This is a genomic window from Stenotrophomonas sp. PE591 (genome assembly GCF_018320795.1).
GTDB classification, from domain to species: Bacteria; Pseudomonadota; Gammaproteobacteria; order Xanthomonadales; family Xanthomonadaceae; genus Stenotrophomonas; species Stenotrophomonas maltophilia.
Genome location: NZ_JAAOKO010000011.1, coordinates 89,298 through 103,299, shown reverse-complemented (window position 1 = coordinate 103,299; position 14,002 = coordinate 89,298). Strand labels below are relative to the sequence as shown.

Here is a 14,002-nt window from a genome sequence, read left to right as displayed (position 1 = left end):
TGTCGAAGGTGCAGTACGCAATGACGGTTGCCGCTGAATTCAAGATCGAATACCTGCAGTACCTGGATACGGACGGCAAACTCGTCCGCGATGACCTGCCTGCGTCGCTGCGCGATCCCAAGGTCCTGGTACCGCTGTTCAAGCAGATGCTGTTCGTACGTACGTTCGACAGCAAATCCATCGCACTGCAGCGCACCGGCAAGCTCGGCACCTATGCCGCCTGCCTGGGCCACGAAGCCGCGCACGTGGGTATCGGCGCGGCGATGCAGAAGGACGACGTGTTCGCGCCTTCGTACCGCGAGTATGGCGCGATGTTCATGCGTGGCGTGCGCCCGCACGACGTGCTGATGTACTGGGGCGGCGACGAACGCGGCAACGATTACGGCGGCAACGCGGCCAAGGACTTCCCGTTCTGCGTGCCGATCTCCACCCAGTGCCTGCATGCCGCAGGCGCGGCGCTGAAGTTCAAGCTCAACAAGGAACCGCAGATCGCGGTGGCCGTGTGCGGCGACGGCGGCAGCTCCAAGACCGACTTCTACGCAGCACTGAATTCGGCCGGCGCCTACAAGCTGCCGCTGATCCTGTGCATCGTCAACAACGGTTGGGCCATCTCGGTTCCGCGTTCGGCCCAGACCGGTGCCGAAACACTGGCGCAGAAGGGCCTGGCCGGTGGCCTGCACTGCCTGCAGGTGGACGGCAACGACCTGATCGCGGTGCTGGCGGCCATGGAGCAGGCGCGCGAACGTGCGCTGGCCGGCGACGGCGGCACCGTGCTGGAACTGATGACCTACCGCCTGTCCGACCACACCACCGCCGATGACGCGCGCCGCTACCGCGACGACGCCGAAGTGAAGGATGCCTGGCAGCGCGAGCCGATGCTGCGCCTGCGCAAGTACCTGATCAACGCCGGTGTGTGGAGCGAAGAAGAGGAAACCGCCTGGGTCGCCGAGTGCGGCACGCGCGTGGACGAGGAAGTGAACCTGTACCTCAACACGCCGGTGCAGCCGGTCGAGGCGATGTTCGACTTCCTGTATGCCGATCCGCCGCCGGACCTGCTGGCCCAGCGTGCCCAGGCGATCGCCCTGGAGAAGCGCCATGGATGAGATCAAGAACGGCGCGCCCGGCGCGCACACCAACGCCGCCGACAGCGCTGCGGTCGCGCGCGGAGAAGAGAGCATGACCACCACCCCGATCACCCTCATCGAAGCCATCACCCAGGCGCTGGCCTGGGAGCTGGAACACGACCCGTCGGTGCTGGTGCTGGGCGAAGACGTGGGCGTCAACGGCGGCGTGTTCCGCGCCACTGCCGGTCTGCAGCAGCGCTTCGGCTCGGACCGCATCCTCGACACCCCGCTGGATGAAACCACCATCGCCGGCCTGACGATTGGTCTTGCCGCGCAGGGCATGAAGCCGGTCGCCGAAGCCCAGTTCGATGGCTTCATGTACCCGATGGTCGACCATATCGTCTGCCACGCCGCACGCCTGCGTTACCGCACGCGTGGTCGCCTGCACTGCCCGATGGTGCTGCGCGTGCCGTGGGGCGGTGGCATCCGCGCGCCGGAACACCACAGCGAAGCCAACGAGGCGATCTTCACCAACGTGCCGGGCCTGCGCGTGGTGCTGCCGTCGTCGCCGCAGCGCGCCTACGGCCTGCTGCTGGCCGCGATCCGTGAGCCGGATCCGGTGATCTACATGGAGCCCAAGCGCATCTACCGCCAGTACAAGGAAGTGGTCGTCAACGACGGCGAAGCCTTGCCGCTGGACGTCTGCTTCGTGCTGCGCGACGGCACCGACGTGACCCTGGTGACCTGGGGCGCGCAGGTGAAGGAAGCGCTGGAAGCGGCCGACAAGCTGGCCGGCGAAGGCATCAGTGCCGAAGTCATCGACGTGGCCACGCTGCGTCCGCTGGACTTCGCCACCATCGCCGAATCGGTGGCCAAGACCGGCCGCTGCGTGATCGTGCAGGAGGCCCCGAAAACCGCGGGCTTCGGCGCCGAGATCGCCGCGCGCCTGGCCGAGGAATCGATCTACGACCTGCTGGCCCCGGTCGAGCGCGTCACTGGCTACGACACCCACATTCCGCTGTTCCGCCTGGAAATGAAGTACCTGCCGAGCGTTGAGCGGATCGTGGCTGCGGCCAAGCGCGCGGTGGCGGCCGGCTGACATGCGGGCCCGCCTTCTGGGGGCTTACCGCAGCCAGTATCCCAACCCGCTCCGGTTCCACACCGGCCAGATCGTCGAAGTAGGTGTCCGTGACGAGGAATGGCCGGCGTTTGCCTGGGTACGCACCAACGATGGGCGCGCTGGATGGGCGCCCATCGCCTGGTTGCAGCTGCTGGACGAGGGTCGCGCCGAAGCGCTGTGCGACTACGACGCCCGCGAGCTGGATGTGGAAAACGGCGAGATGGTGAAGCTTCATCACGAACACGGCGGGTGGTGGTGGTCCGAGCGCGCCAATGGCGCGACGGGTTGGCTGCCGGCCCGCGAACTGGAACTGCTGGAAGAGAACTGCAAATGAGCCAGACCAAGAACTTCAACCTGCCCGACCTGGGCGAAGGCCTGCCGGACGCGACCATCGTCGAGTGGTTCGTCAAGGAAGGCGATGTGATCAAGCTGGACGAGCCGCTGGTGTCGATGGAGACCGCCAAGGCCGTGGTGGAAGTGCCCTCGCCGTTCTCCGGCAAGGTGCTGAAGCTGTCCGGCGGTGCCGGCGACATCATCCCGACCGGCTCGGTGCTGGCCAGCTTCGAACTGGACCCGAACCTGCCGCAGCGTGCCGATGGCCAGGACACCGGCCACAGCCATGGTCACGCCGCACCGGCCGCGCCGGCTGCCGCACCGACCCCGCCGCCGCTGCCGGCTGCGCCGGTCGCTGCGGAGGAAGCCAAGCCGGCCGCCGCCGAGCGTGACGACGCCGGTACCGTGGTCGGCGCCATGCAGAGCTCCAACGCCGTGCATGCCGAACAGGCGCTGGCCGTCGGTGGCGTCAAGGCCGTGCCGGCCGTGCGTGCGATGGCGCGCAAGCTGGGCGTGGACCTGAGCCGCGTGGCCGCTACCGGCACCGATGGCGCGGTCACCATGGCCGACGTTAAGCAGGCTGCCGCCAACGGCACCGCCAAGCTCGGCGCTGCTCCGGCACCGGTTGCCGCTGCTGCCTATGCCGCGCCGGCCCCGGCGCAGGTGTCTGCCCCGGTGCAGAGCGAAGCCCGCACCCCGCTGTCTGCTGCCGGCAAGCCGATGCGCACCCAGCCGCCGGGCGTGGTCGCCAAGGGCCAGCCGGAACCGCTGAAGGGCGTGCGCCGCAACATGGCCCGCGTGATGGCCGATGCGCACAGCAAGGTGGTGCCGACCACGCTGAACGACGACGCCGACATCCACGCCTGGCTGCCGGGCAACGACGTCACCGCGCGCCTGGTGCGTTCGATCGTGGTCGCCGCGCAGAAGGTGCCGGCGATGAACGCCTGGTTCGACGGTGAAGCGCTGACCCGCACCCTGCACGCACAGGTGGACATCGGCATCGCCGTGGACACCGACGACGGCCTGTTCGTGCCGGCGTTGCGCAATGCCGACATGCTCGACGCACGCGGCATCCGCGAAGGTGTCAACCGCCTGCGCGAGCAGGTGGAATCGCGCTCCATCGCCGCCTCGGAACTGAGTGGCTACACCATCTCGCTGTCCAACTTCGGCATGTTCGCCGGCCGCTACGCGACCCCGGTCGTGGTGCCGCCGTGCGTGGCCATCGTCGGTGCCGGCCGTGCCCGCCACCAGATGACCCCGGTGATGGGCGGCGTGGAAGCGCACAAGGTGATCCCGCTGTCGGTCACCTTCGACCACCGCGCGGCCACCGGTGGCGAAGCAGCACGCTTCCTGCGCGCGATGATGGACGACCTGGCACTGGCCAGCTGATCGGCCACCTGACCGGTAGGTGCCAACCGTTGGTTGGCACATGACTTGGAGAAAACGCCGGGCATTGCCCGGCGTTTTTTTGTGCCTGCTCCGTCGCGCTCCATCCACGCATTGCGTGGATCCACTGGGCTCTCCGACCGTCGGTCGAAAGCGCAACGGAGTACTTTGAGAATAGTTGAATGGATTCCCAATAGCAGCTCGATAGCATTGAGCCTCTCTGCAGACGTCGAACTTCCGTGCTTGAGACACCACCCACACTCGAAGAATTCATGAAGGCGGGCAATGATTTTTTCCGCGCCTCTCCATTCTTCCTACGGTTGACGAGGAATGAGGACCCGTCAGACACGAACTGGGTCCTTGGCATCATCTTCCTGCGCTGGCTCGCCCGAAATCGCGCGTTCCTTGACGCATCAGTCGGCTCTACGGTAGCAGCCGCCCCCTCGCCGGCAGATGCCCTGGCATGCATCGAAGCTGCCTTCCAGGACGAAGTCCCCGGCGCTGCGTTCGACCCGGAATTGCTGGAGTTCACCGTTCGCTACTTCTGCATGGCCGCACCCTACTTGTCGGACTTCTTCTCGTTGTTCCCTCAAGACGCCATGCCTTCGCCGAACGCCATGTGGGACAAACAGGAGCAGGTGTACGCAATTATCGACTCCCGCCTGCAGTCATGGCGCAACGGCGAGCCCCTCGTCCGGGCGGTCATCCCCAGGACCGATCAACAAGGAGACGCCGAACCGGCTACGCCGCTGGACGCTGACGTCTGGATCTCAACACTGGCAACGCTATCGGATGCTGCGGTCACCCACGAAGGTGACCGTGCATACGCCAACCACTTCTACAGGCCACTGACGAAACCACCGTCAGTAGAAGTCGTCCTTGCGGTCATGAGGGAGTTCCTCCGGAACCCGCCACATGACGCGTCCATCATGTGTGCAGCGGAGAACTTCCTGTCGGATATTCCGCTCTCCCGCTACATCAAAGCGTATTCCATCCTCGCACCCGACCTCTTGGACGTCTCTTCAGATGCTGCGCTCAATCTCTTCAACTATCCGGGCAGTGAATTAAAGCCACGCCAGGTCCGACAGTTCATCAAGGAGCTCAGGCGATGCAATCCCGAGCGCGATGTGGTCGGAGAACTGGCCCAGCTGGCCATTGCATGGAATTCGGAAGACGACGAGACATTTTCAATCGTCATCGAAGCAGCGCAGAAGCAAGGGTAGTTCCAGGAGCCGGCACGTACCGGCTCCCTCCCTGAATCAACTCCGCGCCACCAACCCCTCGGCGCGGCTGTACACACGCAGGCGGTGGCCATCAGGATCTGCGCCGACGAAGGTGTGGCCGAACTCCAGCGTCACCGGCGCCTGCAGGATCTCCACACCAAGAGCGCGCCACGCATCGTGCGTCTGCTGCACGGCGACGGGGTTGGCGACCACCATCGCCAGTTCCGCCGCGCCGGCCTGCGCGGACACCGGCGGCTGCACGTCATCGCGCTGCCACAGGCCGAACGCGGCGCCATCACCGAGCAGGAACAGCGCAAAGCCGGGCGACTGCTCGACCGGCGGCTTGCCGAGAATGCCGCTGTAGAAAGTGGCGCTGGCGGCGACGTCGCGCACGTACTGCAGCAGGGTGCTGGGCTTGAACATGGGGAAGCTCCGTTGTTGGGAGCGATCATGGTGGTATGGGCCTGCTGACAGATTCTGTCAGTAGAGTCGACTGTTGGTGGAGTCGACTGTTAGTCGACTGCTCTTCCTTCAGCCTGCTTAAAATCCCGCGCTGCGCGCGATAGTCGACTAACAGTCGACTCTACCCCGCCGCCCGCTCCCCGCTGTTGCTGTGGCTACGAACGGTCCAGCCAGTCCGGTGCAATGCCCTGTGCCTTCTGCCACCGTCGCAGCAGGGTGGCGCGTGGCACGAGGTAGTGATCCTCCAGCACACGCACCTGGCGGATGCGGTCCAGCCGGAAATGACGGAAATCCTCGCGGCGCTCACACCACGCCGCCAGCATCGGCACTTCATCGAAGTAGCCCAGCGCGAACGGCCAGACGGTGCGCTCGGTACGCTGGCCCTGCGCGTCTTCGTAGCCGAACTTCAATCGCTGCTGCGAACCCACAGCTTCACGCACGGCCTGCAGGCGCGCGGGGGGAACCTTGCTCCCAGCGCGCGAAGGGCCCACGCGCAGGCCACTGTCACGCAAGGCCTCGCGGCGCGCCGCAGGCAACACATGCGCGATACGCGCCAGTGCATCACGCGCCGCCTCGGCCAGCGCCGGCTCGGTGCGCGCGGCGACCCAGCGCAGACCGAGCACCAGCGCATCGATCTCGGCCGGCGGCAGGGTCATCGGTGGCAGGGTGTCGCTCGGCGCCAGCTGATAGCCAACGCCGGCCTCGCCACGCAGGTCAGCGCCCTGCTCACGCAGGGTCTCGATATCGCGGTACAGCGTGCGCAGGCTGATGCCCAGCGCTTCGGCCAGCGTCTGCCCGGCCACCGGCCGCCGATGGCGGCGCAGCAGCTGCAGCAACTGGGTCAGGCGCAGCGCACGTGACATCAGCCAACCAGTGCGCTCGATGCCACCACGTGCTCACCCGGTTGCGGGGCCAGCGCGGCCTCGACCAGAGCCTTGGCGATTTCGCTGGCCGGGTTGATCCGCCACGCCCGTGGCAACACCGGCCCCAATGCACCCAACACCGTCAGGGCCAGGCGCTCGCCACGACGCACCTCGTTGCGCTCGCCCCCGATCAGCCCTGGGCGGACCAGGGTCAACGAATGGAAGCCCAGCGCACGAAGGTCACGTTCCAATTCACCCTTCACCCGGCTGTAGAAGATCGACGACTGCGGGTTGGCACCGGCCGCGGAATTCAGCACATAAGTCTGCGCACCCTGTGCCTGTGCGAGCCGCGCGAACGCCAGCGGGTAGTCATGATCGATGCGGTGGAAAGCCTCGCGGCTGCCGGCCTGGGCAATGGTGCTGCCGAGCGCGCAGATGACCGCGTCCACGCGCGCCCACTCCGGTGCGGCCGGCAACGCATCGAAGGCCAGCACCGGGTTCTCCAGCTTCCCGTGGGTCATGCCCAACGGGCGGCGGGTGGGTGCCACCACGGTGCTGCAGCGCGGGTCGTCCAGCAGCCGGGACAGGGTCAGCCCGCCGACCAGGCCGGTTGCCCCCAGCAACATCACGCGCATCACCACCTCCACTGCGGCATCCTGTCGCCCATCCTAGCCGTTCAAGCCGTCGGCGGCCGCGCCGATATGCTGGAACCAGTCCCTGCCAGCCCCCAGGATTCGCTCCATGACGGACCAGCCCGACCACCGCCCTGCCCCCGGTACCGCCCTTGGGCCGCCGGCACGCGTGCGCGCGGTGGTGGACGATGGGCTGGGCGACCGCGTGGTACTGCAGGGCGGTGGTGGCGTGGCACTGCAGCAGCTGTTCGCCGGCGCCGACGCGCCGGAACCGCTGCTGGCCGCCTTCGCCAACGGCATGGCCACCCTGCCCGGCGAACTGGGTGACATGGGCGACCGCCTGCAGTCGGCGCAGGCCAGTGCCGATTGGCCGCGTTACGGGCGCGCGATGCGGCAGCTGATCGACAAGTACATCCGCACCATCGAACAGCATTCGCCGGACGGACAGCCGGAAAGCCTGCGCCTGTCCGAGCAGCTGCGGCTGCTGCTGGGTGGCGCGGTGGTGGCCCTGCTGCAGCACGACCCGGATCTGCGCGAACAAGCGCAGGCCCTGGCCACGCGCCTGCGCCAGTGGCAGCCGGGTACCGCACTGGAGCCGATCGAACAGGGCGTGCGCGAACTCGGGCACCAGGTCGGCGTGCGTGCCGAGAGCTGGCAGGAGCAGCAGGCGCTGCTGCTGGAACTGTTCGCGCTGCTGTTGGAAAACGTGAGCGAGCTGCTGGACGACCGCAGTTGGCTGCAGGGCCAGATCGCGGCGGTGCGCCAGCTGCTGGACGGGCCGCTGGAAGCCGAGGCAGTCGAGCGCACCCGTGCCGAACTGCGCGAAGTGATCTACAAGCAGGGCCTGCTGCGCCAGGGCATCGACGATTCGAAGGCGGCGATGCGCGGGTTGATGGGCGAGTTCATCGAGCGCATGGATGGCATGGCCACCAGCACCGGCGAATACCACGACCGCATCGGCAGCTACGCACTGCAGCTGCGCGAGGCGCGTAGCATCGCCGACCTCAGCCAGCTGCTGCAGGACGTGATGCGCGACACCGGCAAGGTACAGCAGCAGGCTGCGCAGGCCCGCGATCACCTGGCCAATGCGCGGCAGGAAGTGGAACGCGCCGAACAGCGCATTGCCGAGCTGGAGCAGGAACTGCGTGCCGCCGGTGACCTGGCGCGCATCGATCCGCTGACCCAGGCGCTGAACCGCCGCGGCCTGGACGAACTGCTGCAGCGTGAACTGGCGCGTGCTGCGCGCAACAACTCACCGCTGGGCGTGGCGGTGATCGACCTGGATGATTTCCACCTGACCAACGAGGCGCACGGCCACGCCGGCGGCGATGCGTTGCTGCAGCACCTGGTGGCCGTTTGCAGGCTGTTGCTGCGCGCCACTGACGGCATCGCACGGCTGGGTGGCGACGAGTTCGTGCTGGTGCTGCCGGAAACCCAGGGTGCCGACAGCATGGCCACCGTGCAGCGCCTGCAACGCTCACTGGCGCACCGCGTGCTGACCGTGCAGGACCGGCGCGTGCCGGTGCACTTCAGCGCCGGGCTGGCGCAATGGCAGCCGGGCGACGATACCGAGGCTTTGCTGCGCCGTGCGGATGACGCGTTGTATGCGGCCAAGCGACAGGGCAAGAACCGCGTGCAGGCGGGCTGACCGTCCGGCCCGTCGCGAACCGCTTTGGTAGGTGCCAACCTTGGTTGGCACACGCAGAAAACAAAGCGCCGACCAAGGTCGGCCTCTACCTTGCGACCCGCCGGTGATTACTTGCCGCGCAGCTTCTGGAACCCGGTCACCGCCGCGAGCACGATGGCGCCGGCGATGATGCCGACCACCATGTTACCCACCGCGCTGACCAGCCAGCCCCACTGCCCCTCGCCGCCCATCGCCTGTACTGCGTGGTGCAGCGCCGGCACGTTGTGCACCAGGATGCCTCCGCCCACCAGGAACATGGCAATGGTGCCGGCCACCGACAGGAACTTCATCAGCCACGGTGCCAAAGCCACCAGGCCGCGACCGAAGGCGGCCACGGCCCCACCCTTGCGCGACAGGTACAGGCCGACGTCATCAAGCTTCACGATGCCCGCCACCAGCCCATAGACGAAGACCGTCATCGCCAGTGCAACCACGGCCAGCGTGACCAGCTGGTTGGTGAATGATGCGGTGGCGACCACGCCCAGGGTCAGTACGATGATCTCGGCCGAGAGGATGAAGTCGGTGCGGATCGCGCCTTTCACCTTGTCCTTCTCCCACGCCACCATGTCCACCTGCGCGTCGGCCAGCGCCTTGCGCCGCTCGGCCTGATGCTCGGCGTCGTCCTCGGCTGAGTGCAGGAACCGGTGCGCCAGCTTCTCAACGCCCTCAAAGCACAGGAACGCGCCGCCGATCATCATCAGCGGCACGATCAGCGGCACGTTCCAGCCGCGGCTGTGCAGCCAGGCCTCCAGCGCACTGATCGCCAATGCTGCGGGCACCAGGATCACCTTGTTGACCAGCGAGCCCTTGGCCACCGCCCACACCACCGGCAGTTCGCGGTTGGCGTTGACCCCGGTGACCTGCTGCGCGTTCAGCGCCAGGTCGTCGCCCAGCACGCCGGCGGTTTTCTTCGCCGCGACCTTGGTCAGGACCGAGACATCGTCGAGGAGGGTGGCGATATCGTCGAGCAGGGCGAACAGGCTGGCACCGGCCATGGGAAGTCCAGAGAGGGAATGAGCGGATTCTGACCGATCCGGTGTGGACTGCGGAAGACGTCGGATTCACCGCGTGCCCACCGCCCCCCGGCGACACTGCGGAATCCGGACATCGCCGGCCCGTGGCCGGCGCTACCTGTCTTCGTCGCATGGGAGTTCCGCTTGAGCAATCCGCCCACCGCCAATGGCAATCCTCCGCTGGTCAAAGGCATGAACCGGCGCAGCCAGATCCTGCGCCTGCTGATGCGCTATCGCCATTCAGGGGTGTTCTCGGGCATGAACCTGGATGCCGCAGGCAATCCAGCCGACGTTCCCGCGGACGGCAACCCGGAACAGTTCGTCAGCGATCTGGAAGCGCTGGGCCCGACCTTCGTCAAGCTGGGCCAGATGCTGTCCACGCGCCCGGACATGGTGCCGGTGGAGTTCGCCACAGCCCTGGAGCGCATGCAGGAAAAGGTGGCCGAGATTCCGGTCGAGCGCATCCATGCGATCGTCGAGCAGGAGCTGGGCGCACCGGTGAACAAGCTGTTCGCCTCATTCGATCCCGAACCGCTGGGCTGTGCCTCGATCGCGCAGGTGCATCGCGCGGTGCTGCACGACGGACGCCAGGTGGCAGTGAAAGTGCAGAAGCCTGAAGTGGCTGCACAACTTCGCTCGGACCTGGAGGCGCTGCGCAGCTTCGCGCTGGCCGCCGACCACCTGACCCAGGTGGGCCGCCGCGTGCGCCTGCGCGACTGGCTCAACGAGTTCGCAAAGACCCTGATGCAGGAGCTGGACTACCACGCCGAGGCCGAGAACCTGGCCCGTTTCGGCCGACACCTGAAGCCGTTCCGCCGCCTGTGGATTCCGCAGCCGCTGTGGGACTACAGCAGCCAGCGCGTGCTGACCATGGAACTGGCCACCGGCGTGCGCGTGGATGCAATTCCCGATGTGCGCCGCACCGAACAATCGATGGACCCGCTGGCGGCGGCGCTGATCCGCGGCTACCTGGACCAGATCTTCGTGCACGGCGAGATCCACGCCGACCCGCACCCCGGCAACCTGCGGGTGATGCCCGATGGACGGCTGGCGATCTTCGACCTGGGCATGGTCGCGCACATGCCGCCGCGCCTGCGCGAGCGGCTGCTGAAGATCCTGTTCGCCGCAGTCGATGGCCGTGGCGAGGAAGTAGCCGACGATCTGATCAGCATCAGCACGCGGCTGGAGGCCTTCGACGAAGAGCGCTACCTGCGCGAGACCGGCCAGCTGATCGCGCGCTACGCCGCCAGCGGCAGTTTCTCCGAAGGCCGCGTGGTGCTGGACATGGTGCGCATCGCCACCGCCTGCGGCCTGCGTACCCCGCCGGAACTGAGCCTGCTCGGCAAGGCGCTGCTCAACCTGGAAACCGTATGCCGGTTGCTGGCACCGGACCTGGATACCCGCCGCATCGTCGAACGCCAGCTGCAGCACGTGATGCGTGCGCGCCTGAAAAAATCACTGTCCGCAGCCAACATCGCCAGCGAGGCGATGGAGCTGCAGCAGCTGCTGCGCGATGGGCCGCGCAAGCTGTCGGACATCATGGCGCTGCTGGCCGAGAACCGTCTGCAGATGAAGGTGACGGGCCTGGAAGAATCGCGGCTGATGGAGAACCTGCAGAAGATCGCCAACCGCGTGGCGGCCGGCATCATCAGCGCGGCATTGATCATGGCCGCCGCGATGATGATGAAGATCGACACCGGCTGGCACCTGTTCGGCTACCCGCTCATCGCCCTGATTCTGTTGTTCATCGGCGTAGTGCTCGGCCTTGGCATCGTGACCAGTGCATTGCTGTTCGATCGTCGCGCGCGGGCACGCGAAGAGCGCGGGCATCGCTAGCGAATCTGCGAAAACACCCGTATTCATACGGTTTTTAATGTAATCCAACGGAGCCTTTCACGCTCGTTTTACCTTCTGAGCGCGATTTCGCGCGCGTCATTTCAACAAACATTTCAGTCAGGTTCGTGCATGCACTATCGGGTCATCGGCCTGTCACATGCATGTGCTTGCGGCAGCGCCGGTCGGATGGACACGCGTCGGTACGACGTCCATCACCACCACCCCGTCACTGCCGAAGCTGCCTATGCTCTGGATACTGCTGCTGTCGTTGTTGCTGCTGTGCTGGTTGTTCCTCGCGTCCGGCAAATGGGTGTGGTGGAAGGCCAGTGCGTTCTCGCTGCTGCTGCTCACGCTCAGCGCATGGTGGCTGATCGACAAGCTGTCCGGTGATGGGCTCAACGCCGCCACGCTGTACCACCTCGGCGCCGACATGGAAGGCGCCGGAGTCTCCGACTTCAAGGGCTACATCGCCGGCTTCATCGTGCTGGCGCTGGTCTCGCTGCTGCCGCTGTTCGCCACGCGGGTGAAGCGCTGGCGCCGGCCCGGCCACGGTGGCGCGCTGTTCGCGGGCTTCGCGGCCGTGTGGGTGACCACGATCATGATCAGCCCGCTGGCCCGCGACGGCCAACGCCTGTACCAGCAGCTGCGCCCGGTCGACTTCGCCCGCATCGCCCCCGAATACCAGGTACCGACGCAGCCGCTGCAGCGCCCGCGCAACATCGTCTGGATCTACGGCGAGAGCCTGGAGCGCACCTACCTGGACGAAAACGTGTTCCCGGGCCTGATGCCCAATCTCAACCGGCTGGCGTCCGAGTCGCTGGACGTGCGCAACCTGGCCTCGGCCGAGGGCAGCGGCTGGACCATCGCCGGCCTGGTGTCGTCGATGTGCGGCGTGCCGCTGACCACCTCGCAGGGCGATGAGAACAGCATGGACCGGATGGGCAGCTTCCTGCCCAAGGCAGTGTGCCTGGGCGACTACCTGAAGCAGCAGGGCTATACCAACCATTACCTGGGCGGGGCCAACGGCCAGTTCGCCGGCAAGGGCCAGTTCCTCGCCAGCCACGGCTTTGACGAAGTGCATGACCTCGCCTGGTTCAAGCAGCAGAAAAAGATCGGCCGCATTCACTACTCCGCCTGGGGCGTGCACGACGACGTGCTGCTGGATACCGCCTACCAGCGCTTCGAACAGCTCTCGCGCGCCGGCTCGCCGTTCATGCTCACCACGCTCACCATGGACACCCATCACCCGGCGGGCCACCTGCCGGTGTCGTGCAAGGGCGAGCGCTACCAGAGCCAGTACGGCAACATCAACATGCTCAACGCGCTCAAGTGCAGCGACCGGCTGATCTCGCAGCTGGTCGAACGCATCCAGGCCAGCCCGTACGGCAAGGACACGCTGATCGTGATCGCCTCCGACCACCTGGCGATGCCCAACGATCTGACCCACATCCTGACCCGGCAGAAGCGCGAGAACCTGCTGCTTTTCCTGGGCGATGGCATTGCCCCGCAGCAGCTCAGCGCCGACGCCGGCACCACCCTGGATTCGGGTGCGACCCTGCTCAGCCTGCTGGACCCGAACCTGAAGACGATGGGCTTTGGCCGTTCACTGATCGATACCCAGCGCGCGCCCAGCGCCAGCGTGGCCACCCAGCGTGATGGCGGCCGAGATTACCCGCAGTACCTCGCCTTCGCCCGCTCGCTGTGGCTGGGTGAGCCGACCCGCGAGCTGAAGATCGATGGCGACGACCAGGTAGTGGTCGGCCTGCAGCACGTGCAACCGCCGGTGCTGCTGGAGTACGACAAGGACTGGGGCCTGAAGTCCGTGTATCTGGAAAACACCTCGCGCCAGTTTGATGATGCCGACCCGGACAACACCCTGGCCTATGTCGACCGCTGCACCGCGTTCGAGGACGGCTCGGCCGATGGCGACTGGTGCGCCCTGCTGGTCAACCGTGACAACGGCATCAAGCTGTACCGCGACAACGACCTGCGTGGCGGCATTGCCGTGGACGCACCGCTGGACGCATTCCAGGGCCCGCGCCCGAGCGTGCGCCAGGCGCACATGATCACCCAGAAGGGTCGCCGCACCCGCGCCGGCCAGTACATGCTGCAGCTGGTGGCGAGCACGCGGCCGGATCGTGGCTTCTGGATCGAGGCGGTGTCCTCGCAGCGCAAGGTGGTGCTGGCCCAGCAGTGGGTGCAGCCCGATGCCAACGGCAAGATCAACGTGTCGTTCGGGCTGGACCACGAAGTGGATGATCTGGAGATCCGCGCGTGGTTGAATCATGCCGAGAAGCTGGCGGTGGACACGTTCGCACTGGTGCCCTCGCACGGCCGACCGCGGGGGTAGGGTTCTTTGCAGGGCTGCGCCCTGCAGAACACC

11 protein-coding genes and 1 pseudogene are annotated in these 14,002 nt (G+C 66.6%); 8 read left to right on the top strand and 4 right to left on the bottom strand.

Features of this window, described 5'->3' with window-relative positions; all coding sequences use genetic code 11:
• Positions 1 to 20 precede the first annotated feature (20 nt).
• The 5 genes from pdhA to JLDANKMP_RS20045 all read left to right on the top strand — a co-directional run bounded on the left by pdhA (position 21) and on the right by JLDANKMP_RS20045 (position 5,126).
• Positions 21 to 1,103, top strand: coding sequence for a pyruvate dehydrogenase (acetyl-transferring) E1 component subunit alpha (gene pdhA, locus JLDANKMP_RS20065; protein WP_005411347.1), 1,083 nt, complete (start codon positions 21 to 23; stop codon positions 1,101 to 1,103).
• Positions 1,096 to 2,163 (top strand): alpha-ketoacid dehydrogenase subunit beta, encoded by a 1,068-nt coding sequence (locus JLDANKMP_RS20060; RefSeq protein ID WP_005414714.1) that lies wholly within the window; start codon positions 1,096 to 1,098, stop codon positions 2,161 to 2,163. Before pdhA ends, JLDANKMP_RS20060 begins: the two co-directional genes overlap by 8 nt.
• A 1-nt stretch (position 2,164) precedes the next feature.
• Positions 2,165 to 2,518 (top strand): SH3 domain-containing protein, encoded by a 354-nt coding sequence (locus JLDANKMP_RS20055; protein ID WP_212561947.1) that lies wholly within the window; start codon positions 2,165 to 2,167, stop codon positions 2,516 to 2,518.
• Complete coding sequence (locus JLDANKMP_RS20050; protein ID WP_005411350.1) at positions 2,515 to 3,906, top strand: dihydrolipoamide acetyltransferase family protein; 1,392 nt, start codon at positions 2,515 to 2,517, stop codon at positions 3,904 to 3,906. Before JLDANKMP_RS20055 ends, JLDANKMP_RS20050 begins: the two co-directional genes overlap by 4 nt.
• 269 nt (positions 3,907 to 4,175) lie before the next feature.
• Entirely contained in the window at positions 4,176 to 5,126 is a 951-nt protein-coding gene (locus tag JLDANKMP_RS20045) for a hypothetical protein (protein ID WP_212561946.1), read from the top strand.
• Positions 5,127 to 5,162: 36 nt separating this feature from the next.
• Here the strand turns inward: JLDANKMP_RS20045 and JLDANKMP_RS20040 are convergent, their stop codons facing one another.
• The 3 genes from JLDANKMP_RS20040 to JLDANKMP_RS20030 form a co-directional block, all read right to left on the bottom strand.
• Positions 5,163 to 5,549: a VOC family protein gene (locus JLDANKMP_RS20040; protein WP_212561945.1), complete on the bottom strand. Its 387-nt coding sequence runs from the start codon at positions 5,547 to 5,549 to the stop codon at positions 5,163 to 5,165.
• A 194-nt stretch (positions 5,550 to 5,743) separates the two neighbouring features.
• Complete coding sequence (locus JLDANKMP_RS20035; protein WP_212561944.1) at positions 5,744 to 6,451, bottom strand: YafY family protein; 708 nt, start codon at positions 6,449 to 6,451, stop codon at positions 5,744 to 5,746.
• Entirely contained in the window at positions 6,451 to 7,086 is a 636-nt protein-coding gene (locus tag JLDANKMP_RS20030) for an NAD-dependent dehydratase (protein ID WP_212561943.1), read from the bottom strand. The genes JLDANKMP_RS20035 and JLDANKMP_RS20030 overlap by 1 nt, the downstream gene beginning before the upstream one ends.
• 106 nt (positions 7,087 to 7,192) lie before the next feature.
• On the opposite strand from JLDANKMP_RS20030, the gene JLDANKMP_RS20025 reads away from it, so the two are divergent.
• On the top strand, positions 7,193 to 8,731 hold the full coding sequence (locus JLDANKMP_RS20025) for a GGDEF domain-containing protein (protein ID WP_212561942.1): 1,539 nt from the start codon (positions 7,193 to 7,195) through the stop codon (positions 8,729 to 8,731).
• Positions 8,732 to 8,838: 107 nt separating this feature from the next.
• Here JLDANKMP_RS20025 and JLDANKMP_RS20020 read toward each other — a convergent pair whose 3' ends face one another.
• On the bottom strand, positions 8,839 to 9,765 hold the full coding sequence (locus JLDANKMP_RS20020; RefSeq protein WP_212561941.1) for a DUF808 domain-containing protein: 927 nt from the start codon (positions 9,763 to 9,765) through the stop codon (positions 8,839 to 8,841).
• 198 nt (positions 9,766 to 9,963) lie between these two features.
• On the opposite strand from JLDANKMP_RS20020, the pseudogene JLDANKMP_RS20015 reads away from it, so the two are divergent.
• Positions 9,964 to 11,619, top strand: a pseudogene (locus tag JLDANKMP_RS20015) (AarF/UbiB family protein); the annotation flags it as partial.
• Between the two features lie 244 nt (positions 11,620 to 11,863).
• Entirely contained in the window at positions 11,864 to 13,969 is a 2,106-nt protein-coding gene (locus JLDANKMP_RS20010) for a phosphoglycerol transferase I (protein ID WP_212561940.1), read from the top strand.
• Positions 13,970 to 14,002: the final 33 nt, after the last annotated feature.